Genomic DNA, 20,367 nt, shown 5'->3' on the forward strand with positions numbered 1-20,367 from the left:
GAACGCCGCTCATCGTCAATCATCAACATACCGGAGAAATCATCATGGTCGAACTGCATACGAACCACGGCGTCATCAAGATCGAACTGGACGCTGAAAAGGCGCCGAAGTCGGTTGAGAACTTCCTCAACTACGTGAAGAAGGGTCATTACGACAACACCGTGTTCCACCGTGTAATCGACGGCTTCATGATTCAGGGCGGCGGCTTCGAGCCGGGCATGAAGCAAAAGCCGACCGATGCCCCCATCGACAACGAAGCCAACAACGGCCTCACGAACGACAACGGCACGGTTGCCATGGCGCGCACGAACGACCCGCATTCGGCAACCGCGCAGTTCTTCATCAACGTGAAGGACAACGACTTCCTGAACCATTCGTCGCCGACGCCGCAGGGCTGGGGCTACACCGTGTTCGGCCGCGTGGTCGAAGGTCTCGACGTGGTGGAGAAGATCAAGAAGGTCAAGACCGGCTCGAAGGGCTTTCATCAGGACGTGCCGGTGGACGACGTCGTGATCGAAAAGGCCGTGGTGGTCTGAACACGGCACGCATGATCGACACGAAGTCTTTCAGGCAAGAGGTCGCGCAAAAAGCAGCGGGCGCAGCGCACAACGCGCGCCCGCTGTTTTTCATTTCCGACCTGCACTTGAGCGAGGCGATTCCAAAGACGGTCGCCGCGTTCGAGCATTTCATCGAAGTCACGGCGAGCGGCGCGGACTCGGTTTTCATCCTCGGCGACTTGTTCGAATTTTGGGTCGGCGACGATATCCTGGATGACGCCGTCGCCGACGAGCGCGCCCGCTTCGCGCGCCGCATGACGAAGCTTTTGCATACGCTCACCGAGCGCGGCATCGCGTTATATGTCATGCATGGCAATCGCGATTTTCTGCTCGGCAAGCGCTTCATGAAGGAAGCCGGCGCACTTCCGTTGCCCGATCCGTTCACCATGACCGCGTTCGGCACGCGTATCGTCCTCGCGCATGGCGACGCGCTCTGCACCGCCGATCCCGGTTATCAGCGCTTTCGGCGCTTTGCGCGCAATCCGTTCGCACAGCGCGCGTTTCTCGCGTTGCCGCTGAAGACGCGGCTCGGCATCGGGCAGCGCATGCGCACGAACAGCGAGGGCGCGCGCATGCAGGGCGAATCGCCGAAATACGACGTGACGCGCAAGGCGGTGTCGGAGCTTTTCATCCGCAGCCGCACGCATACGATGATCCACGGACATACGCATCGTCCGGCGATGCATTGGGAAGTGGAAGGCGCGCGCTGGGTGTTGCCGGATTGGGAACTGGATATGGATGAACCGCGCGGCGGGTATCTGCGGATCGACGAGGAAGGGATTCGCGCGCTGCCGTTGTAGTTCTGGTGCATGACTCTTGGGTTCGCCACGCAGCCGTTGCCGTGCGAGCGCGAAATTCGAACTGCACTCACGCTTTCACGCGCCGCAACGGCACAAAAAATTACCGCTGCGCGAGTTCGCTTTCCACCTTCCCTTCCATCGACGCGCACAAGCGCTTCAAGTCCACGAGCCCCGCTCCGCCGGCACCATTGAGCGCTTCCACGCGCGCGCCCAGACGTTCGAGCGCGGCGACGATTTCATCGACACGCTGCGTTTGCGTCGATGCGTGATCGATCAAACCGTGAATGGCCAGCGACACCGGATCGTCCGCGTTCGGCGTGATGCCGTACGCGCAAAAGCCTCCACGCGCGGTTTCCTTTGGCCGCTGCACCGCCGGCATCACGATGCGCGCCGGATTGCCCACCGCCGTGCCGCCCGCCGGAACCGGCTTCACGACGACCGCGTTCGAACCGATCTTCGCCTCCGCGCCGACCGTAAAGCCGCCGAGCACCTTTGCGCCCGCGCCGACGATCACGCCGCGCCCCAGCGTGGGATGCCGTTTCGCGCCGCGCGTGAGCGACGTGCCGCCAAGCGTCACGCCCTGATAGATCGTGCAGTCGTCGCCAATCTCGGCCGTCTCGCCGATCACCACGCCCATGCCGTGATCGATGAACACGCGCCTGCCGAGCGTCGCGCCCGGATGAATCTCGATGCCGGTGAGAAAGCGCGCCATCTGCGAGACGAAACGCGCGAGCCAGCGCCACTGCGCGCGCCAGCAAGCATGCGCGAAACGATGCAGCACGATGGCATGCAGGCCGGGATAGCACGTCACGACTTCAACGGCGCTGCGAGCGGCGGGATCGCGCTCACGGATGGCGGCGATATCTTCGCGAAGTCGTTGGAACATGTCGTGATCTCGATGGGGTCAGGCGCGAAGCCCAAATGACCGCGCGCGCAAAGCTTATATTTTTGGCGATTGTAGAGTCACTCGGACGAACTCTGCACGATTGTCCCCGCTGCAAGCACGGTTGCTTGCAGCCACATCGCGTTCAGGGTTTTTTGACGCGCGCGAGAATATGTTTGGCGATGCCGCGCAGGATATTCACTTCCTCGTGTTCGAGTCCCGAGCGCGCGAAGAGCCGCCGCACCCGCGACATCAGCTTCTTCGGATTGGCGGGATCCAGAAAGTCGAGCGCGACGAGCGCTTCTTCGAAATGCGCGTACATGCCTTCGATCTCATCGCTCGATGCACCCGCGACGTGCGCGGCCGGCTCGACGAGCGTGAGTTCGGACGCGGGCTCCTGAAACGCGACGCGCAATTCGTAGGCGAGGACCTGCACCGCCTGCGCCAGATTGAGCGAGCTATACGCCGGATTCGCCGGGATATGGGCAAGCGCGCTGCAACGCTCGACATCCGCGTTGGACAAGCCCGTGCGCTCGTTGCCAAACACGAGCGCGATGTCGCCATGCCGCACGAGTTCGTGCGCGCGTTCGGCGAGTGCGCGTGGCGGCATCTGCGGCGGACCGTACTCGCGCATGCGCGCCGTGAGCGCGACGGACCAGCGCACGCCGACGAGCGCATCGGCGAGCGTATCGACGACATGGGCGCTCGCGAGCACGTCGTCGGCGCCGCTTGCCATCGCGATGGCTTCGGGTTCGTTCTTGACGTCGGCCACTCGCGGCGCGACCAGCACGAGGCGCGCGAAGCCCATGGTCTTGAGCGCGCGCGCCGCCGCGCCGACATTGCCAGGATGACTCGGCTCGACGAGGATGAAACGGGTCGACGTGAAGCCGCCCGCGGGCGCGATGAATTGGTTGGTGTCCAAGGATGAATGGTGCTTTGCGTGTTGCTGAATGGTTCGTGCGCGTCGGTATTGCGTCTCGTCGCGCATCAATGGCGTACGGGTACACACAGTCCGCTATGTTAGCGATTGTCGGCGATGTTGGCGGCTTTTTGGTTCGCGCGCGCGGCCAAAAGGCGCGTTTCGGGTAAAATAGCGCGCTTGCGTTTCGCCTCTTCAACTTTGCCTGGCGCCGCGCCCCGCCCCGCTCTTATCCAATTCGTCTTTCGTCGACAAAGTCGTTGTCGCTCATTTAATTCGCCTGCTCGCGGTTCTTGCCCGTGCACGGCGGTCAAAGGATTTCGCTCATGCATCCGATGCTCAATATCGCTGTCAAGGCCGCGCGCCGCGCCGGACAGATCATAAACCGCGCATCGCTGGACCTGGACCGTATCCAGATCAGCAAGAAGCAGCACAACGACTTCGTGACGGAAGTCGACAAGGCGTCCGAAGCCGCCATCATCGAGACGCTGCACACCGCTTATCCCGATCACTCCATTCTTGCCGAAGAATCCGGCAAGGACGATCGCGACTCCGAGTTCCAGTGGATCATCGACCCGCTCGACGGCACCACGAACTTTATCCACGGTTTCCAGTATTACTGCGTGTCGATCGCGCTCGTGCACAAGGGCATCGTGACGCAGTCCGTAATCTACGACCCGACGCGTAACGACCTCTTCACGGCATCGCGCGGCCGTGGCGCGTATCTGAACGAGCGTCGCATTCGCGTGGGCAAGCTGGATCGTCTTTCGGATGCGCTCATCGGCACGGGCTTTCCGTTCCGTGACGGCCAGGGCCTGAACGGCTATATGCGCCTTTTCAGCGAAATGACCTTGTCGTGCGCGGGCCTGCGTCGTCCGGGCGCGGCGGCGCTCGATCTCGCCAATGTCGCGGCGGGCCGTCTCGACGGCTTCTTCGAGCAAGGCATTCATCCGTGGGACGTGGCTGCGGGCAGTCTGCTCGTCACGGAGGCGGGCGGTCTCGTCGGCAACTACACGGGCGAATCGGATTTCCTGTTCCAGAACGAGATCGTCGCGGCCAATCCGAAGGTGTACGCGCAGATGATCAAGGTGCTCGATCCGCATTCGCGCACGCGGTTGACGGGAGAGTAAGGGGCGGCTGGGTTGGCGGGCACGCGCGAGCGGCCCGCCGAGCGTTTTCCTCGTTCTTCGATCGCCACGCTGCATCACTTCCTGCATCGAATCCGCCGCTCCGATACAGTGCAATCTTTCGCGCACGCGGCAAGGTTCAAGCGCCACAGCACGCTCCTTGGCTGTCCGTTTCCCCCGAACACACCCCGGCGCGCGCCGCACGACGCGCGCCAACTCTCGTTTTGCCATGAAAAAAGGCTTCTACACGATCATTGCCGCGCAGTTCGTCTCGTCGCTTGCGGACAACGCGCTTTTGATCGCCGCGATCGCCATGCTTGCCGTCGTGCAATCGGCGCCGTGGGTCACGCCGCTGCTTCAGATCTTCTTCACGGTGTCGTACGTGGTGCTCGCGCCTTTCGTCGGTGCATTCGCCGATGCCCTGCAAAAGCGCCACGTGATGTTCATCTCCAATGCGCTCAAAGCCGCGGGCTGCGCGCTGATGATCGCGGGCGTGCATCCGATGATTGCATACGGCGTGGTCGGCCTCGGCGCGGCCGCGTATTCGCCCGCGAAGTACGGCATCCTGACCGAACTGCTGCCGCCGCAAAAGCTCATCGCGGCGAACGCGTGGCTCGAATCGGCGACGGTCGGATCGACCATCCTCGGCACGGTGATCGGCGGCGCGCTCGTGAGCCAAGTCGTGGCGCGCTGGGTCGAGAACGCGCACGTGCCGTTGATGCACACCGCCGCGCACGCCGCGATGTTCACGGTCATGCTGATCTACGCGTCGGCGGCTGCGATCAACGCGTTCATTCCCGATACCGGCGCGCGCTACCCGAATTTGCTGAACCAGCCGACGCGCCTCGTCGGCGACTTCTCGCACAGTTTCAAGGTGCTCTGGACCGACAAGCTCGCGCAGATCGCGCTCTGGGTCACGACGCTCCTGTGGGGCGCGGCCGTTACGCTGCAACTGCTCGTGCTCAAGTGGGCCGACGCCAATCTCGGCCTTTCGCTCTCGAAAGCGGCCGTGTTGCAGGGCGTGACGGGCGTGGGCATTGCGCTGGGCGCGGCGGCGGCATCGGCATGGATCGTCTTGCGGCAGTCGCTCAAGGTTCTGCCGGTGGGCGTGCTGATCGGCGCGGTATCGGTGGCCATGGCCTTCTACAACAAGGACATCTTCCCTGCCAATGCAGGCGTGCATATCGGGCCGCTCTTCGCGCCCGCTTATATTCTGATGGCGTATCCGCTGATGATCGCGCTCGGCGGCCTCGCGGGCTTTTTCATCGTGCCGATGAACGCGATTCTTCAGCACCGGGGCGCCACGCTTTTGTCCGCGGGCGCGTCGATCGCCGTGCAGAACTTCAATCAGAACATCGCCGTGCTGGCCATGCTCGGCTCCTACGCGCTGCTCCTCACGATCAAGGTTCCGGTGCAATGGATCATCGTGATATTCGGCGTGTTCGTCGGCGTGATGATGGCGCTCGCCATGCGCCGCCATTCGCAAAACGAACGCGATGTGGATCTCGGCGCGCTCGTCGAGGAATGAAGCTTGCTACCGAGTGTATCCTGGGTTCGTACCAGGCCGCAAAGCCCAGTGGCCTGTGCAATCGGTCGCGGGCAACCGCGAAAAACCTGGTAGACAGAGCATCAGACGCGGCACGCTGCAATACATGCGGGTTCGCGTCGTGCGACTCTTTTCGGCACGTCAATAAGGAGCAAGGAAATGGGATTGTTCACACGTTCGACGCTCGACAGCAAAATCAATGGCGCAGCCAACGTGGGCCAGCGCGCCGTGCGCGGTGCGAGCGATGCGGTCGATTCGGCCAGCAGCCAGTTGCGCAGTTTGCTCGATGACCTCGAAAGCTCGATCCAGAGCGGCAAGGATATCGACGGCGACAAGTTGCGCCGTGACTTGCAATCGAAGCTCAAGACCGCTCGTTCGCAAATCGACGGCGCGAGTACGGCACTGACAGGCAAGCTCGGCGATGCCGCAGGCTACGCCGACGAATTCGTGCACGACAAGCCGTGGCATACGCTGGGCGCGGTGGCAGGTCTCGCGCTGCTGGTCGGATTTCTGGCCGGACGCGCATAAGGATCAGCGCTTTTAGCGTTGCGTGGTTCTGACGAAGGCGCCGGCGAGTCCGGCGCCTTCGTTCTTTCATCGGCTACTGGAGCACGTACTCGACCCTAGCCCGTTCGGCCGACTCCTCTCGCACGTGCCCGACAGGTTAAACTCATGCCCTATCAGTTGGCGCGCGGCTGAACGCACGCTGCGCCCGGCGTCTTTGCACTTACCGCACGCAAGATGGGCAATCAAACGGCAACTCCCGAACCTTTCTCCAATGCAGCGGCCGCGCTTCCGGCGGATATCGCGCAGCACACTCCCATGATGCAGCAGTACTTGCGCATCAAGTCGGAGCACCCCGGCACGCTCGTCTTTTATCGTATGGGCGACTTCTACGAGCTCTTTTTCGACGATGCCGAGAAAGCCGCGCGCCTGCTCGACCTCACGCTCACGCAACGCGGCACGTCGAACGGCAATCCAATCCGCATGGCGGGCGTGCCGCATCACGCATGCGAGCAATATCTCGCCAAGCTGGTGAAGCTCGGCGAATCGGTGGCGATCTGCGAGCAAATTGGCGACCCGGCGACATCGAAAGGTCCGGTCGAACGCAAGGTCATGCGCGTGGTCACGCCCGGCACGCTGACCGACGCGGCGCTCCTCGCCGATAAAAGCGACGTCTATCTGCTTGCGCTCTGCCCCATGCATAATCGGCGCGGCGTGGTGACGAGCGTCGGCCTCGCGTGGCTCAATCTCGCGAGCGGCGCGCTGCGGCTCGCGGAAGTCGCGCCCGAGCAAGTGAGCACGGCGCTCGAACGCATCCGTCCGGCGGAAACGCTTATCGCGGATACCGTCACCGACACGCGCGCTTCCTTCGGCGTGACGAATCTCACGGCGACCACGCGCGTGCCCGCATGGCATTTCGACGTTAGCTCCGGCACCAAGCGTCTCGGCGAACAACTGGATGTAGCGAGCCTCGACGGCTTCGGCGCGCAGACCCTTACCTGCGCGTGCGGCGCGGCGGGTGCGCTGCTCATCTACGCGGCCGCCACGCAAGGCCAGCAGTTGCGCCACGTGCGCAGCCTGAAGGTGGAATACGAGTCGGAGTACATCGGGCTCGATCCTTCCACGCGCCGCAATCTCGAACTCACCGAGACGTTGCGCGGCACGGAATCGCCCACACTGTTCTCGCTTCTCGATACCTGCTGCACGACCATGGGCAGCCGTCTGTTGCGTCATTGGCTGCATCATCCGCCGCGCGATACGTCGATTGCGCAGGCGCGTCAGCATGCCATCGGCGCATTGCTCGATGCGCCCGCCGCGAGCGGTCTCGACGCGTTGCGAAGCGCGTTGCGCAAGATCTCGGACATCGAACGCATCACGGGGCGTCTTGCGCTGTTGTCGGCGCGTCCGCGCGATCTGTCGAGCCTGCGCGATACCTTCGCCGCCCTGCCCGATCTGCGCGCCTTGGTGGCAGCCGTGCCCGCGCAGACGGCGGCGCTCGTGCGCATTGGCGAAGCGCTCGAACCGCCGCGCGAGTGTCTCGATTTGCTCACGGCCGCCATCGCGCCCGAGCCTGCCGCGCTGATCCGGGACGGCGGCGTAATCGCGCGCGGCTACGACACGGACCTCGACGAGTTGCGCGACATTTCGGAGAACTGCGATCAATTCCTGATCGATCTCGAAACCCGCGAACGCGCGCGTACGGGCATCACCAATTTGCGCGTCGAGTTCAACAAGGTGCATGGCTTCTATATTGAAGTCACGCGCGGACAGACTGACAAAGTGCCCGACGACTACCGGCGCCGGCAGACGCTCAAGAACGCCGAGCGCTACATCACGCCCGAACTCAAGACTTTCGAGGACAAAGCGCTTTCGGCGCAAGAGCGGGCGCTCGCGCGTGAACGCTTGCTTTACGACGCGCTCTTGCAAAATCTGCTGCCATTCATTGCAGATTGTCAGCGCGTCGCGGCAGCGCTCGCCGAACTGGATCTGCTCGGCGCTTTCGCCGAACGCGCGCATGCGCTCGACTGGGTCGCGCCCGAGTTCGCCGCGCGTGCGGGCATCGATATCGAACAAGGGCGGCATCCCGTGGTCGAGGCGCAGGTCGAGCAATTCATCGCCAACGACTGTTGCCTGTCGCAAGAGCGCAAGCTCTTGCTCATCACCGGTCCGAACATGGGCGGCAAGTCCACCTTCATGCGGCAAACGGCGTTGATCGCGCTCATGGCTCACGTCGGCAGCTACGTGCCGGCGAAGCGAGCACGCTTCGGCGCGCTGGACCGCATCTTCACGCGAATCGGTGCGGCGGACGATCTCGCGGGCGGGCGCTCGACGTTCATGGTGGAGATGACCGAAGCGGCCGCCATTCTCAACGACGCGAGCGCATCCAGCCTCGTGCTGATGGATGAAATCGGGCGCGGCACGTCCACGTTCGATGGCCTCGCGCTGGCATGGGCCATCGCGCGCCATCTGCTCACGCATAACGGCTGCTACACGCTCTTCGCCACGCACTACTTCGAGCTCACGCAACTGCCCACGGAGTTCACGCAGGCGGCCAACGTGCATCTTTCGGCCGTCGAGCACGATCATGGCATCGTGTTCCTGCATTCGGTCAATGAAGGTCCGGCCAATCAGAGTTATGGTCTGCAAGTCGCGCAACTGGCTGGCGTGCCGTCCGCGGTGATCCGCGCGGCGCGCAAGCATCTCGCGCATCTGGAGCAGCAGTCCATCGGCCAGCCGACGCCGCAATACGATCTCTTCGCGAGCCCGGCTTACCATTATGAAGACGAGCCGGAAGCATCGCCGGTTCACGCGCCGCCCGAGCATCCCGCACTCGACAAGCTGCGTTCACTCGATCCGAACGAGTTGCGTCCGCGCGATGCGCTCGAACTGCTGTTCGAATTGCACGACATGGCGAAGTCCGCGGCGGATGACGCGCGTTGAGCGCCTCTCGGCGGGCGGTCTGATGCGCGCGTTCTGCGCGGCGGCACTGCTTGGTGCCGCGCTCACGCACGCCCACGCTCAAGGCGAAGACAACGGGCCGCTGACCTTCGCCGTCATTGCCGATTCTCTTTCGCGTCCCGCCGACGAAGCGCCCGTGCGGCAAATGCTCGATGCCATCGGCCGCGATCGGAATCTGGCGTTCATCGTCTATGACGGAAATCTGAAGGGACCGGCCGAAGCATGCCGCGACAGCGTGTATCAGTCGCGTCACGATCTTCTCGATGCATCGCGCACGCCGCTCATCATGCTGCTCGGCGAACACGACTGGGCCGATTGCGGCTCGGCGCGCTCAGGCGCATATGATCCGGTCGAACGGCTCGATTTCGTGCGTCAGCAATTTTTCGGCGATGCAGGCTCACTTGGACAGAACCCGCTCACGCTCGCACGCGAAAGCGATGTCGCGCGCTTTCGCTCATTCCGCGAGATCGTGCGTTGGCAAGCGAACGGCGTCGCGTTCATCGGACTCAATGCGCCGAGCCCGAACAATCACTACCTGACGGCCGGCGGGCGCAACGGAGAGTTCGAGGATCGCGCGGTGGCGACCACGTTCTGGCTCGAACATGCGGCGGAATCGGCGCGACGTTCGGGCATGCGCGCGCTCGTCGTGCTTATGCAGGGCGATCCGGATTTCGCGCGCTATGAAAAGCGCGATCGTTTTGCATGGCTGCGCTTTTCGCGCACGAACCCGGTACGCGACGGCTTTCTCGAACTGAAGCGCAGCCTCGTGAAAGCGGCGGAGACGTTTCGCGGACCGGTGATCGTCATTCATGGCGGCGACGCCAGCGAGCCGAGCGGCTTTCATATCGATCAGCCCTTGCACAACGACAAGGGATTGGTGGTGACGAATCTCACGCGGGTTGCGATCGCGTTGAAGAAACCGCAGACGCAGTGGCTCGAAGTTCAGAGCGATGCTTCTTGGCATCCGCCATTCCGGCTGCGCGTGCGCAACGTGAGCGATGTCCGTAAGCGCGACAGCAGCGATCAGCAAAACGAAGCACCTGCGCAATCGAGCGGTTCGTCTGCACCACTGGGTGCGTCTTCTTATGCGGCGCCCATCGTGCCGCCAACCACGCCGCCCGCCTTGCCGCGCGATGACCTCCCCGCTCCGTTGCCCGCGCCACCTTCCTTACCGCAGCCGCCTGCATCGGACCTGCCACCGGTCTTTACGCCGCAATCCATGCCGCCATTGTTTCCATTGCCGGCATCGGGCGTACAGAACGGTGCAGCGCCTCAAGGCTCGAACGAAAGCAATCGATATTAAAAAAAAAGCGCAGCAAGCGCTGCGCTTTTCGGACTGCATCAAACAAGATGATCAGTGCAGCGTGGGGCCCGCGTCTTTCGGCGGCTCTTCGTCATCGTCTTCGTCGTCGGCCACTTGAAGGCCGTCCGCGCCATGCGCGTGCTGATGCACGATTTCGTCTTCCGTGGCCGTGCGCACTTCCTGCACCGACAATGCGAAGCGCAGCGCCATGCCTGCGAGCGGATGATTGCCGTCGAGCACGACCTTGTCTTCGGCAACGTCGGTCACCGTATAAATGAGCGAGTCGAGTTCGTCGTCGGCGTCTTCGGGCGTGCCTTCGAACTGCATGCCCACTTCGAGCGGTTCGGGGAAACGGCTGCGTTCCTCGATCTTCACGAGTTCAGGGTCGTACTCGCCGAATGCATCTTGCGGCTCCAGTTGAATGGACGTTTCATAGCCGGGTTCGCGACCATCGAGCGCTTCCTCGATCTTGGGGAACGTGCCATCATAGCCGCCGTGCAGATAGACCATCGGCTCGTCGCTTTCCTCGATCAGATTGCCTTGTGCATCCGATAGCTTGTAAGCGACCAGAACGACAGTGTCTTTCGCAATTTTCATTGGATCCTCCAAGATACAAGCCTCGATTATACGATGCCCAAGCGGCCACCTGAAGCAACACCCATCCCCGATTCCAGCCTGCGTCCCAACATGCACAAGCCTGGCGCACCGTTACCCGACGAGCCTACGCCTCTGTTGGGCAACCGCACGCCGCGACAGTTCATGCGGCGTTACTGGCAGAAGAAGCCGCTCCTGATTCGCCAGGCGTTCCCCGGCATGAAGGCGCCGCTGTCGCGCGACGAACTCTTCGAACTCGCCGATCTCGACGACGTCGAATCGCGCCTCATCACGCATTTTCGCAATACGTGGAACATGGAGCACGGACCGTTCGCATCCGACGAACTGCCGGCCATCAAGAAGCGCGAATGGACGCTGCTCGTGCAAGGCGTGAACCTGCATGACGATCGCGCCGCCGCGTTGATGAACTGCTTTCGCTTCATCCCCGATGCGCGTCTGGACGATCTCATGATCTCCTATGCGACGGATGGCGGCGGCGTCGGCCCGCACTTCGACTCTTACGATGTGTTCCTGCTTCAAGTGCATGGCAAGCGCCGCTGGCGCTTCGGCGCACAGCGCGATCTCTCGCTAAAACCCGACATGCCGTTGAAAGTTTTACAGCACTTCGAGCCCGAGGAAGAATGGGTGCTGGAGCCGGGAGATATGCTGTATCTGCCACCTCATATCGCGCATGACGGCATCGCCGAAGGCGAGTGCATGACTTGCTCTATCGGCTTTCGCGCGCCTTCCACGCGAGAACTCACGGCGCAGTTCCTCTATCACCTAGCCGAACGCATGGGCGATACACCGGCGAACGCAAAAGCGCAGGCGCGCTATCGCGATCCGCAACAGGAGCCGGTTACGAAACCCGCGCTTTTGCCGCAGCTTCTGCTCGACCGGGTTGGCTCGATCCTTGCGGATATCAAATGGACCGAAAAGGATATCGCGGCGTTTTTAGGCAGTTATTTGAGTGAGCCGAAAGCGAATGTCGTTTTTGATCCGCCGGAGCGTGCGCTTAATCAGCAAAAGTTTGTAGAGCGCGCGAAGAAGGCAGGTTTAACGCTCGACCGTAAGACTATTCTGCTCTATGACAAGACGTCTTATTTTGTTAATGGCGAGGCTGAAGCGTTAACTGCAAGGGCTAAAAAGTGGCTTCCCGAACTGGCCGATGCACGTTGCCTTGAAGGGAAACGCTTTGTAACACTTACAGATGATTCTTCAATGACATCGCTGCTGCACGAATGGTATTGTGCGGGCTGGATTAAGCTGGACTCTTTGATCTGAATTGCTTGACAGCCAATGCGCCGCCAAGTATTTGCGGAACTAATTGTTTTGCTGTCCCGCAATATGAAAATTTGTATGAGAAAGACAACGTATCGGCCCCCGATTTATCGACGGTCGCGTCGAAAGTGCCTATAATTTCCGGCCAAGCCGTAGGATGTCTCACAACAAAAAAATATTGTGGGGCTCCACAGCGGCCCAGGTCGGTGTTGGAGCACACATTACCGGTACTTTGCGCTGTTGCTTACCTTTAACCATAAAAGGACGTGATCATGAAGAAATCCCTCCTCGTAGCATCCCTGTTGGCTGCTGTTGCTCTTGCTGCATGCAACAAGTCTAGCGATTCGGCTGCTCCGAGCGCTGCAAGCGATACGTCGGCTGCTTCGGCACCGGCGGCTGCTGCTTCGGACGCAAACGCTGCAGCATCGAGCGCTTCGGCCGCTGCAAGCGACGCAGCTTCGGCTGCTGGCGCAGCATCGGACGCTGCCGCTTCGTCGGCTGCCCCGGCTTCGGGCGCAAGCCAGTAAGGTTGAGTCCTTACTTAGTGCGGGCTGCTTCATCGCAGCTTGCATGCAAAAAAACCGGCTTTTGGGCCGGTTTTTTTGTGTCTGCGTTTTCTGTGCGAGTTGCTTAGATAATCAAAGCGCGAGCCAATCGAACCCTTCGGTCTGCGTTGCAACGACGACATCCACCGCCGACGCACCCACTACGCCAGCGAGCGCAGCCTGCGCCAGATGCGGCAGATTGTTTTGCTGACTGAGATGCGCGGCAACCAGATGACGCAACTTCGAACGGTCGAGCGCCGCGAGAATCGCAGCAGCGGCGTCATTATTCAGGTGTCCGTGCGTTCCGCCGATGCGCGCCTTCAACGAAGCCGGATAGCGGCTTCCCGCGAGCATTTCGATATCGTGATTGGACTCGAGCACAAGCGCATCGCACCCGCTCAACACGTTCAGAATGTGCGGCGTCGACACACCCACGTCGGTTAGCACGCCGAGACGGCTTGCGCCGTCCGAAAACACGTACTGCAAGGGCTCTCGTGCGTCGTGCGGCACCGTGTAAGGCAAGAGGCTGATATCGCCGATGGCGACGCTCTCATCGCCCCACAACACGTTGAGCTGAACGTTCGCTTCGTCGGCGCCGCATGCGCGAGCCGTGCCCCAACTCATATGCAATGGAATGGACCACTTGCGCGCAAGCGTCAGCGCGCTGCCGATATGATCCGTGTGTTCATGCGTGATGACGATGGCATCGAGCTCGTCCGCGCGGCAGCCGAGCCGCGCGAGCCGGCGCTCGGCTTCCTTCGCGGAGAACCCGCAGTCGAGCAGCACGCGCGTGGTGGTCGTGCCGCTCGTCGCCTCGACGAGCAATGCATTGCCTTCGCTACCGCTGCCGAGGCTCGCAAATCTCACAATGTGTCCATGTCGATGCGCGAATATTCAGTTCAACTGCGCGTGCAGCAAGGACACGATACGCTGCGCATCCGACGAATTGTCCGGCTGGCCGTTGGCGTCGACCACGGCGATCTGCGTAAGCGCATCCGCCTTCGGCTTCACGTTGACGAAGAACTGGCGTGTAGGCATGGGCGTGTTGCTCGAAAACAGCTTGCCGAAGAAACCTTCCTTCTTCAGCTCCGCCATGGAGTCCGAATAATGCACGTAGTAGAGACCCTTCGCGCGGTCGCGATTGTCCACCGTGAAGTTGGTGCGATCGAGCGCGAGGCCCACGCGCAGCCACGCGCGATCGAACGGTTCCGCCAGATCGAGTGTCGAGCCGCCCGCGGCTGAATCGACCGCGACTTTCGCGCCCGCCGGACGCGCCTGCGTCACGAGCTTCTTGCCCTGGTCTTCGGTCAGGCCGAACTTCTGCATGATCTTCACGAGAATCGCGGCTTCGAGCGCCGGATTGCGCGGACGCGTTTCCCAGCGCGACGAAGTCTTGTCCTGACCCGTCAGCACTTCTTCCATCGCGCTATGCGTGACGTTGATGTCGGTCGAGCCGTCCGCCGCGCGATCCACTTGCGTGCGGAACATGTCGCGCGTACCCGACGAATACGCGAAGTCGATCAGCTTGCCGACGCTCTTTCTGAACCAGTCGTCCGGAATGTTCGCGCGATTCTCGGCCCAGTCGGTCGCCATGATGCCGGTCTGCGGCGAGTCGGTCTTGAGCGTAAAGCCGTTCTCCGTCCAGAACTCCTGCAGTTGCGGCCAGACTTGGTCGGGCACACGGCCGTCGACGACGAGCCAGCGACGGTCGCCATCGCTTTCCACGTGCATGCCGTACGGATCTTGCGCTGTCGGCACGCCGAGCGTGGTGTTGCCGGCCGGTGTGACCGAACGCGCGGCGGTGCCGCCGAGCGTGTTTTCCTTCGGCGGCGCGGCGTAACGCTGGCTGATGTCGGCGGTGGAAAGATCGGACGGCACGGCCAACGCGGGCGCGGTCTCAGCAGCCTTGTAGTTGACGCGGTCCGGCGCGAGCCAGTCGTTGAGCGTATCGCAGCCGGCAAGCGCGAAGACGGCGCTGACGCCGAGTGACAACACGCTCAGGCGTTTGGCTTGAGTAAGAAGAGCGGAACGGTTCATGAGGTCCTTCTTTGCTGCTGATGACGCATTGCCTCGCGTCGTTCCCGCGTTATTCGTGCGGGCCGACGGGGCCAATGAACGGCGGTTGATGACTGATGAAGTGGCTCATTTCGATCACTTGTGGCGGTGCTGGCGTCTCGATGATTTCGATAAGGTCGCCCGCCGCGCCCGATCAGGCGAGCAGCCCGGTTTCGCGCAACGCGTCGCGCACCACGTCGTGGTAGCGCTCGTCGAGCGGCGTGAGCGGCAGACGAATGCCGCCTTCCATGCGGCCGAGCGCTTGCAGCGCCCACTTGGCCGGAATCGGATTCGCTTCGCAGAAGAGTTGCTTGTGCAGCGACAGCAAGCCGAGATGGATACGGCGTGCGGTGATGGCGTCGCCTTCGAGCGCGGCGCGGCACAACTGGCTCATGGCCTTCGGCGCGACGTTGGCCGTCACCGAGATGTTGCCGTGGCCGCCGAGCAGCATCAGCGCGATGGCGGTGGGATCGTCGCCGCTATAGATCGAGAAATGCGCCGGCGCGTGCTTGATGAGATGCGCCGCACGATCGATATTGCCGGTGGCTTCCTTCACGCCGATGATGCCCGGCACTTCGGCAAGACGCAGGATGGTCTCGTTGCTCATGTCGGCCACGGTGCGGCCCGGCACGTTGTAGAGAATCACCGGCAGGTCGACCGCTTCCGCAATCGCGCGGAAGTGGCGGTACATGCCCTCTTGCGTCGGCTTGTTGTAATACGGAACGACTTGTAGCGTGGCATCGGCGCCGACCTTTCTGGCCTGCTTCGACAGCTCGATGGCCTCTGCCGTCGAATTGCCCCCCGCGCCCGCGATGATCGGGAAGCGCTTGGCCGTATGCTCGACGGCCGTCTGCACCATCAGCACGTGTTCTTCCACCGACAAGGTGGCGGACTCGCCGCTCGTTCCGACTACGACCAGTCCATTCGAGCCTTCCGCGACGTGCCAGTCGATCAGCTTTCGAAACGCCGGCAAATCGAGACTACCGTCCTCGTGCATCGGTGTGACGATGGCAGGAATGCTGCCGCGGATCTGGATGCCGCCAAGTGTTCCGTTTGTCATGAAACTCTATGAATTTAATCGAAAATTTAGTCGCAAAAAGCGCGATACCGCGATTGTAGCGGATTAGCCGGTCAATTCGTAACGTGGCCAACCCGAGGGTGTGTTACCGGTTGTGTCTTGAATCGCGCCGGCTTTTGCGGGCTCTGGAACGAGTACAGCGCAGATTCGTTGCACGAAGGCAGGATGCGGAGCATCGACGAAACCGTCTTCATACGCGATCACGCGCAGACGGCCGCGCACGGCTTCGAGCAACTCGCCAGGTTCGAGCAGAAACGCAGGATTGGACGGTTTACCGACGGTTTGGTTGCCGGCCGCGAAGGTTTCGTAGATAAGCGCGCCGCCCGGCGCGAGCGCGTGAATCAGACGCGTGAAAAGCGGACGATGCAGGTAGCGCGTAACGACGACCGCCCCGAACGTCCGGCCGCCAGCCAGCGGCCACGGCGCGCCTTCGAGATCGGCGCACAACGTCGCGATGTCGGGAAGCGCGGACATGGAGGCGAGTGCATCGGCGTCACGGTCGACGGCCAGTACCGCGTGCCCGCGCGCCGCGAGCCAGCGCGCGTGGCGGCCGCTTCCGGATGCGACATCGAGCACCGAAGCGCCGGGCGCAATGAGATGCGCCCAGCGCGTGACCCAACCGCTCGGCGTGCCAGCGTCCATCAGTTGTAGGACAGGCCCATTGCCTCGCGTACGTCGCGCATGGTTTCGACGGCGAACTTGCGTGCCTTGTCGCAACCGTCCGCGACGATGGCGCGCAACAGCGAAGGATCGTCCATGTACTTCTGCGCGCGTTCGAGCATGGGCTGCTGCTCGCGCAAGATGCCTTCGATCACCGGTTGCTTGCAGTCGAGGCAACCGATTCCCGCGCTGCGGCAGCCCTTTTGCACCCACTCGTGCGTGGCTTCGTCGGTATAGACCTGATGCAGTTGCCAGACCGGGCACTTGTCCGGATCGCCCGGATCGGTGCGGCGCACGCGAGCCGGATCGGTCGGCATGGTGCGCACTTTCTTCGCGATGGTCTCTGCGTCCTCCCGCAAGCCGATGGTGTTGCCATATGACTTCGACATCTTCTGGCCGTCGAGACCCGGCATGCGCGACGCTTCCGTCAACATCACTTGCGGCTCGACGAGAATCAGCTTGCGCGCGCCTTCCAGATAGCCGAACAGGCGCTCGCGATCGCTCATCGACAGGCTCTGCGATTCCTGCAGCATCGCGCGGGCTTGTTCGAGCGCTTCGTCATCGCCTTCCTGTTGATACGCCACGCGCAATTCGTGATACAGCTTCGCGCGCTTGCCGCCCAACTTCTTCGCGGCTTCGAGCGCCTTCTCCTCGAAATCCGGTTCCTTGCCGTACAGGTAGTTGAAGCGGCGCGCGATCTCGCGCGTCATCTCCACGTGCGGCACCTGATCTTCGCCGACCGGCACGAGCGAGGCGCGATACAGCAGAATGTCCGCCGCCATCAGCACCGGATAGCCGAGAAAGCCGTAAGTGGAGAGATCTTTCTCGCGCAGCTTTTCGATCTGTTCCTTGTAGGTCGGCACGCGTTCCAGCCAGCCGAGCGGCGTGCCCATGCCGAGCAGGAGCGACAGTTCCGCATGCTCCGGCACGCGGCTCTGAATGAAGAGCGTGGCCTGCGCCGGGTCGATACCCGACGCGAGCCAGTCGATCAGCACTTCCCAGACGTTTTTCTCGATGACCTCGGGCGTCTCGTAGTGCGTCGTGAGCGCGTGCCAGTCGACCACGGCGAAGAAGCACGGGTATTCGGACTGCAGCCGCACCCAGTTTTTCAGCACGCCGTGATAGTGGCCGAGATGCAGCGAGCCGGTCGGCCGCATGCCGGAGAAGATACGGTCAGGGAACATGGTTTTATGGGAATAGTGAAGCGAAGGGATTCAGTATGGCCGATACCGCCGCGTAACCGACGCCGACGAGCGGACTCAGCCAGTAGCGTGTGAGCACGCCCGTCACGACCAGCGCCATCACGATGAAGAAACCGTAAGGTTCGAGCTTCGAAAACGCGATCGACGCGCGTACCGGCAATAGCGCCATGAGCACGCGGCCGCCATCGAGCGGCGGCAGCGGAAAGAGATTGAGCACGCCGAGCACGAGATTCACGCCGACGCCAGCGGCCGCCATGCGCGTGAAGAACGGTTCGTCGACATTGAAAGCCGCGAGCAGCACCGCGATCACGCCCCACAGGAGCGCCTGCACGAAGTTGCTACCGGGACCCGCCGCTGCGACCCAGAGGCTGCCCCAGCGCGGATTGCGCAGATTGCCGAAGGCCACCGGCACCGGTTTCGCGTAGCCGAACATGAACGCGCCGCTCGTCACGAAATAAAGCACGATGGGAATCACGATAGTGCCGATGGGATCGATATGCCGCATCGGGTTCATCGAGACACGGCCGAGCACGTAGGCCGTGTTGTCGCCGAGCAGACGCGCGGCGTAGCCATGCGCGGCCTCGTGCAGGGTGATCGCGAAGATCACCGGGAGCGCGTAGACCGCGATGGTTTGTATCAGGGAAGCATCCATAGGGCGGTATTGTATCAAGCAGGCAGGCGAGAGCAGACGAAGGCGGCGCGATGCCAAGCGCCGCGCCGGCGGTTTGTGCAGGATTTAAGCGCGTGGACGAAAAACTTACGCGGCGAGACCGAACGGTTCCAGACTACCGCGTCCCGCGCGCACGAGCACGGGTTCGCCGCCGGAAAGATCGATGACCGTCGAGGGTTCGGCCGGGCAAGCGCCCGCATCGATCACGAGTTCGATCTGCTTTTCGAGCCGTTCGCGGATCTCCTCCGCGTCGTTGAGCGGTTCCGTGTCGGGCGGCAGGATCAGCGTGGAGCCAAGCAGCGGCTGCCCCAACGCTTCGAGCAGCGCCAGCGTGATGGCGTGATCCGGCACGCGCAGCCCGATTGTCTTGCGCGACGGATGCGACAGCCTGCGCGGCACTTCCTTGGTCGCCTGCAGCACGAACACATAAGGGCCCGGCGTCACGGACTTGATGAGCCGGTACTGCGTGTTGTCGACCATCGCGAAATTCGACAGCTCCGAGAGGTCGCGCACGAGCAGCGACAGCAACTGCTTGTCGTCTATCCCACGAATCCGGCGCAGACGCTCGACCGCCGTCTTGTCGTCGAGATGGCAGGCAAGCGCGTAGCTCGAATCGGTCGGCGACGCGACGATCCCGCCATCGCGAATGATCTGCACAGCCTGATTGATGAGCCGCGGCTGCGGATTGTCGGGGTGAATCCGAAAGAATTGAGACATGACGATGCCTTCTTGTTCGCTCGTGCCCGCAACGCCACGCGAGCGCCCAGGCGTGCCGCGCGTACGGAAATTCGGATGACGCAGGGAGCACGAGCCGTGCGGACGCCTTACAGCCAACGCTCCCAAACCGGCGTGAGATCGTCCGGCAACGGCGGCAACTGACCGAGATCGACGCGCCCTTCCCCCGCGCCGTGGAAGTCGGAACCGCGCGAGGCTTCGAAGCCGTAACGACGCGCGACATCCGCATATTCGCGATACTGATCCGGCGTGTGGCTGCCGGTGACGACCTCGATGGCGCGGCCGCCGAGCTGGATGAATTCGTCGAAGAGCGCGGCGAATTCGAGCGGGCTGTAATCGTAACGCCCCGGATGCGCGATGATCGGCTCGCCGCCCGCGTTGCGAATCCATTTCACCGTGTCGGCGAGTTTCGCCCAGCAGTGGCCGACGTAACCCGGCTTGCCCTCGCCGAGATAGCGCGCGAACACGTCGGACGTGGTCTTGGCGTAGCCTTCTTCCACCAGGAAGCGCGCGAAATGTACGCGCGAAATCATGTCGGGGTCCTCGGCATGGCGCAGCGCGCCTTCGTGCGCGTTCGGAATACCGACTGCCGCCAACGCTTCGCCGATCGCCACGCCGCGCGCCGCGCGGCCGTTACGCGTGGCTTCGAGCCCGCGCTGCAGTTCCGCGTTTTCCGGATCGACATTCATGCCGACGATGTGAACCGTGCGCCCGGCCCACGTCACCGAAATCTCGACGCCCGGCAAATAGCCCATGCCGAGCGCCTCGGCCGTCTCGCGCGCTTCGCGCTGGCCGCCGAGCTGATCGTGATCGGTGAGCGACCATAATCCGACGCCGCCGGCGTGCGCGCGCGCCGCGACCTGCGCAGGCGCGTACTGGCCGTCGGAGACGGTGGAATGGCAGTGCAAATCGGCGTTGATCGTCGGCTTCATGATTTTTAACATTTTACT

Annotated in this window: 20 protein-coding genes; 9 read left to right on the forward strand and 11 right to left on the reverse strand. The window is 62.5% G+C overall.

The window, feature by feature from the left end:
• The first annotated feature begins 44 nt into the window (after nucleotides 1–44).
• A complete protein-coding gene (locus P9250_RS27360) occupies nucleotides 45–536 on the forward strand; it encodes a peptidylprolyl isomerase (RefSeq protein ID WP_244825556.1) in 492 nt (163 codons plus the stop codon).
• Nucleotides 537–547: 11 nt separating this feature from the next.
• Nucleotides 548–1,357 (forward strand): UDP-2,3-diacylglucosamine diphosphatase, encoded by an 810-nt coding sequence (locus P9250_RS27365; protein WP_310396209.1) that lies wholly within the window; start codon nucleotides 548–550, stop codon nucleotides 1,355–1,357.
• Nucleotides 1,358–1,457: 100 nt separating this feature from the next.
• Here P9250_RS27365 and cysE read toward each other — a convergent pair whose 3' ends face one another.
• Together cysE and P9250_RS27375 are read right to left on the reverse strand one after the other, a co-directional pair.
• Nucleotides 1,458–2,243: a serine O-acetyltransferase gene (gene cysE / locus P9250_RS27370; RefSeq protein ID WP_310396211.1), complete on the reverse strand. Its 786-nt coding sequence runs from the start codon at nucleotides 2,241–2,243 to the stop codon at nucleotides 1,458–1,460.
• A gap of 142 nt (nucleotides 2,244–2,385) precedes the next feature.
• Nucleotides 2,386–3,162 carry an RNA methyltransferase gene (locus tag P9250_RS27375; RefSeq protein WP_284503802.1) on the reverse strand — a complete coding sequence of 259 codons (777 nt, stop codon included), beginning with the start codon at nucleotides 3,160–3,162 and terminating at the stop codon, nucleotides 2,386–2,388.
• Nucleotides 3,163–3,485: 323 nt separating this feature from the next.
• Here P9250_RS27375 and P9250_RS27380 point away from each other — a divergent pair, with 323 nt between their 5' ends.
• The 5 genes from P9250_RS27380 (at nucleotide 3,486) to P9250_RS27400 (ending at nucleotide 10,597) form a co-directional block, all read left to right on the forward strand.
• The gene (locus tag P9250_RS27380; protein ID WP_244825561.1) at nucleotides 3,486–4,289 is read left to right on the forward strand and encodes an inositol monophosphatase family protein; all 804 of its coding nucleotides are present in this window, start codon (nucleotides 3,486–3,488) and stop codon (nucleotides 4,287–4,289) included.
• 226 nt (nucleotides 4,290–4,515) lie between these two features.
• Nucleotides 4,516–5,814 carry a lysophospholipid transporter LplT gene (gene lplT / locus P9250_RS27385; RefSeq protein WP_310396213.1) on the forward strand — a complete coding sequence of 433 codons (1,299 nt, stop codon included), beginning with the start codon at nucleotides 4,516–4,518 and terminating at the stop codon, nucleotides 5,812–5,814.
• Between the two features lie 177 nt (nucleotides 5,815–5,991).
• Nucleotides 5,992–6,360, forward strand: a complete 369-nt coding sequence (locus P9250_RS27390) for a YqjD family protein (RefSeq protein WP_244825565.1) — start codon at nucleotides 5,992–5,994, stop codon at nucleotides 6,358–6,360.
• Between the two features lie 213 nt (nucleotides 6,361–6,573).
• Complete coding sequence (mutS, locus tag P9250_RS27395; RefSeq protein WP_250465171.1) at nucleotides 6,574–9,276, forward strand: DNA mismatch repair protein MutS; 2,703 nt, start codon at nucleotides 6,574–6,576, stop codon at nucleotides 9,274–9,276.
• Nucleotides 9,263–10,597 carry a hypothetical protein gene (locus P9250_RS27400; RefSeq protein ID WP_250509227.1) on the forward strand — a complete coding sequence of 445 codons (1,335 nt, stop codon included), beginning with the start codon at nucleotides 9,263–9,265 and terminating at the stop codon, nucleotides 10,595–10,597. The genes mutS and P9250_RS27400 overlap by 14 nt, the downstream gene beginning before the upstream one ends.
• A gap of 51 nt (nucleotides 10,598–10,648) precedes the next feature.
• On the opposite strand, the gene P9250_RS27405 is transcribed toward P9250_RS27400, so the two are convergent.
• A complete protein-coding gene (locus P9250_RS27405; protein ID WP_244825571.1) occupies nucleotides 10,649–11,194 on the reverse strand; it encodes a peptidylprolyl isomerase in 546 nt (181 codons plus the stop codon).
• Nucleotides 11,195–11,227: 33 nt separating this feature from the next.
• Here P9250_RS27405 and P9250_RS27410 point away from each other — a divergent pair, with 33 nt between their 5' ends.
• On the forward strand, nucleotides 11,228–12,475 hold the full coding sequence (locus tag P9250_RS27410; RefSeq protein WP_244825573.1) for a cupin domain-containing protein: 1,248 nt from the start codon (nucleotides 11,228–11,230) through the stop codon (nucleotides 12,473–12,475).
• 269 nt (nucleotides 12,476–12,744) lie between these two features.
• On the forward strand, nucleotides 12,745–12,999 hold the full coding sequence (locus P9250_RS27415) for a hypothetical protein (protein ID WP_244825575.1): 255 nt from the start codon (nucleotides 12,745–12,747) through the stop codon (nucleotides 12,997–12,999).
• A gap of 111 nt (nucleotides 13,000–13,110) precedes the next feature.
• Here the strand turns inward: P9250_RS27415 and P9250_RS27420 are convergent, their stop codons facing one another.
• The 8 genes from P9250_RS27420 to P9250_RS27455 form a co-directional block, all read right to left on the reverse strand.
• Complete coding sequence (locus P9250_RS27420) at nucleotides 13,111–13,884, reverse strand: MBL fold metallo-hydrolase (protein WP_250465174.1); 774 nt, start codon at nucleotides 13,882–13,884, stop codon at nucleotides 13,111–13,113.
• A gap of 27 nt (nucleotides 13,885–13,911) precedes the next feature.
• Nucleotides 13,912–15,054 carry an outer membrane protein assembly factor BamC gene (gene bamC, locus P9250_RS27425; protein ID WP_244825578.1) on the reverse strand — a complete coding sequence of 381 codons (1,143 nt, stop codon included), beginning with the start codon at nucleotides 15,052–15,054 and terminating at the stop codon, nucleotides 13,912–13,914.
• Between the two features lie 172 nt (nucleotides 15,055–15,226).
• The gene (gene dapA, locus P9250_RS27430; protein ID WP_250509232.1) at nucleotides 15,227–16,132 is read right to left on the reverse strand and encodes a 4-hydroxy-tetrahydrodipicolinate synthase; all 906 of its coding nucleotides are present in this window, start codon (nucleotides 16,130–16,132) and stop codon (nucleotides 15,227–15,229) included.
• A gap of 63 nt (nucleotides 16,133–16,195) precedes the next feature.
• Nucleotides 16,196–16,792 (reverse strand): class I SAM-dependent methyltransferase, encoded by a 597-nt coding sequence (locus P9250_RS27435; RefSeq protein ID WP_310396218.1) that lies wholly within the window; start codon nucleotides 16,790–16,792, stop codon nucleotides 16,196–16,198.
• Entirely contained in the window at nucleotides 16,792–17,994 is a 1,203-nt protein-coding gene (locus P9250_RS27440; RefSeq protein ID WP_244825581.1) for a tryptophan--tRNA ligase, read from the reverse strand. Before P9250_RS27440 ends, P9250_RS27435 begins: the two co-directional genes overlap by 1 nt.
• A 4-nt stretch (nucleotides 17,995–17,998) precedes the next feature.
• Nucleotides 17,999–18,664, reverse strand: a complete 666-nt coding sequence (locus tag P9250_RS27445; RefSeq protein WP_244825582.1) for a site-2 protease family protein — start codon at nucleotides 18,662–18,664, stop codon at nucleotides 17,999–18,001.
• Nucleotides 18,665–18,769: 105 nt separating this feature from the next.
• Nucleotides 18,770–19,399: an L-threonylcarbamoyladenylate synthase gene (locus P9250_RS27450; protein WP_310396221.1), complete on the reverse strand. Its 630-nt coding sequence runs from the start codon at nucleotides 19,397–19,399 to the stop codon at nucleotides 18,770–18,772.
• 107 nt (nucleotides 19,400–19,506) lie between these two features.
• On the reverse strand, nucleotides 19,507–20,349 hold the full coding sequence (locus tag P9250_RS27455; protein WP_244825586.1) for a 3',5'-nucleoside bisphosphate phosphatase: 843 nt from the start codon (nucleotides 20,347–20,349) through the stop codon (nucleotides 19,507–19,509).
• Nucleotides 20,350–20,367 lie beyond the last annotated feature (18 nt).

It is taken from the genome of Caballeronia sp. LP006 (assembly GCF_031450995.1).
Classification (GTDB): domain Bacteria; phylum Pseudomonadota; class Gammaproteobacteria; order Burkholderiales; family Burkholderiaceae; genus Caballeronia.

Coding starts and splice junctions, on each gene's coding strand:
- P9250_RS27415 (WP_244825575.1), top strand. CDS start 12,745: ATGAAGAAATCCCTCCTCGTAGCATCCCTGTTGGCTGCTGTTGCTCTT.
- bamC (WP_244825578.1), bottom strand. CDS start 15,054: ATGAACCGTTCCGCTCTTCTTACTCAAGCCAAACGCCTGAGCGTGTTG.
- P9250_RS27405 (WP_244825571.1), bottom strand. CDS start 11,194: ATGAAAATTGCGAAAGACACTGTCGTTCTGGTCGCTTACAAGCTATCG.
- P9250_RS27410 (WP_244825573.1), top strand. CDS start 11,228: ATGCCCAAGCGGCCACCTGAAGCAACACCCATCCCCGATTCCAGCCTG.
- P9250_RS27455 (WP_244825586.1), bottom strand. CDS start 20,349: ATGAAGCCGACGATCAACGCCGATTTGCACTGCCATTCCACCGTCTCC.
- P9250_RS27380 (WP_244825561.1), top strand. CDS start 3,486: ATGCATCCGATGCTCAATATCGCTGTCAAGGCCGCGCGCCGCGCCGGA.
- P9250_RS27400 (WP_250509227.1), top strand. CDS start 9,263: ATGACGCGCGTTGAGCGCCTCTCGGCGGGCGGTCTGATGCGCGCGTTC.
- P9250_RS27390 (WP_244825565.1), top strand. CDS start 5,992: ATGGGATTGTTCACACGTTCGACGCTCGACAGCAAAATCAATGGCGCA.
- P9250_RS27360 (WP_244825556.1), top strand. CDS start 45: ATGGTCGAACTGCATACGAACCACGGCGTCATCAAGATCGAACTGGAC.
- P9250_RS27440 (WP_244825581.1), bottom strand. CDS start 17,994: ATGTTCCCTGACCGTATCTTCTCCGGCATGCGGCCGACCGGCTCGCTG.
- mutS (WP_250465171.1), top strand. CDS start 6,574: ATGGGCAATCAAACGGCAACTCCCGAACCTTTCTCCAATGCAGCGGCC.
- cysE (WP_310396211.1), bottom strand. CDS start 2,243: ATGTTCCAACGACTTCGCGAAGATATCGCCGCCATCCGTGAGCGCGAT.
- lplT (WP_310396213.1), top strand. CDS start 4,516: ATGAAAAAAGGCTTCTACACGATCATTGCCGCGCAGTTCGTCTCGTCG.
- P9250_RS27435 (WP_310396218.1), bottom strand. CDS start 16,792: ATGGACGCTGGCACGCCGAGCGGTTGGGTCACGCGCTGGGCGCATCTC.
- P9250_RS27365 (WP_310396209.1), top strand. CDS start 548: ATGATCGACACGAAGTCTTTCAGGCAAGAGGTCGCGCAAAAAGCAGCG.
- P9250_RS27450 (WP_310396221.1), bottom strand. CDS start 19,399: ATGTCTCAATTCTTTCGGATTCACCCCGACAATCCGCAGCCGCGGCTC.
- P9250_RS27445 (WP_244825582.1), bottom strand. CDS start 18,664: ATGGATGCTTCCCTGATACAAACCATCGCGGTCTACGCGCTCCCGGTG.
- dapA (WP_250509232.1), bottom strand. CDS start 16,132: ATGACAAACGGAACACTTGGCGGCATCCAGATCCGCGGCAGCATTCCT.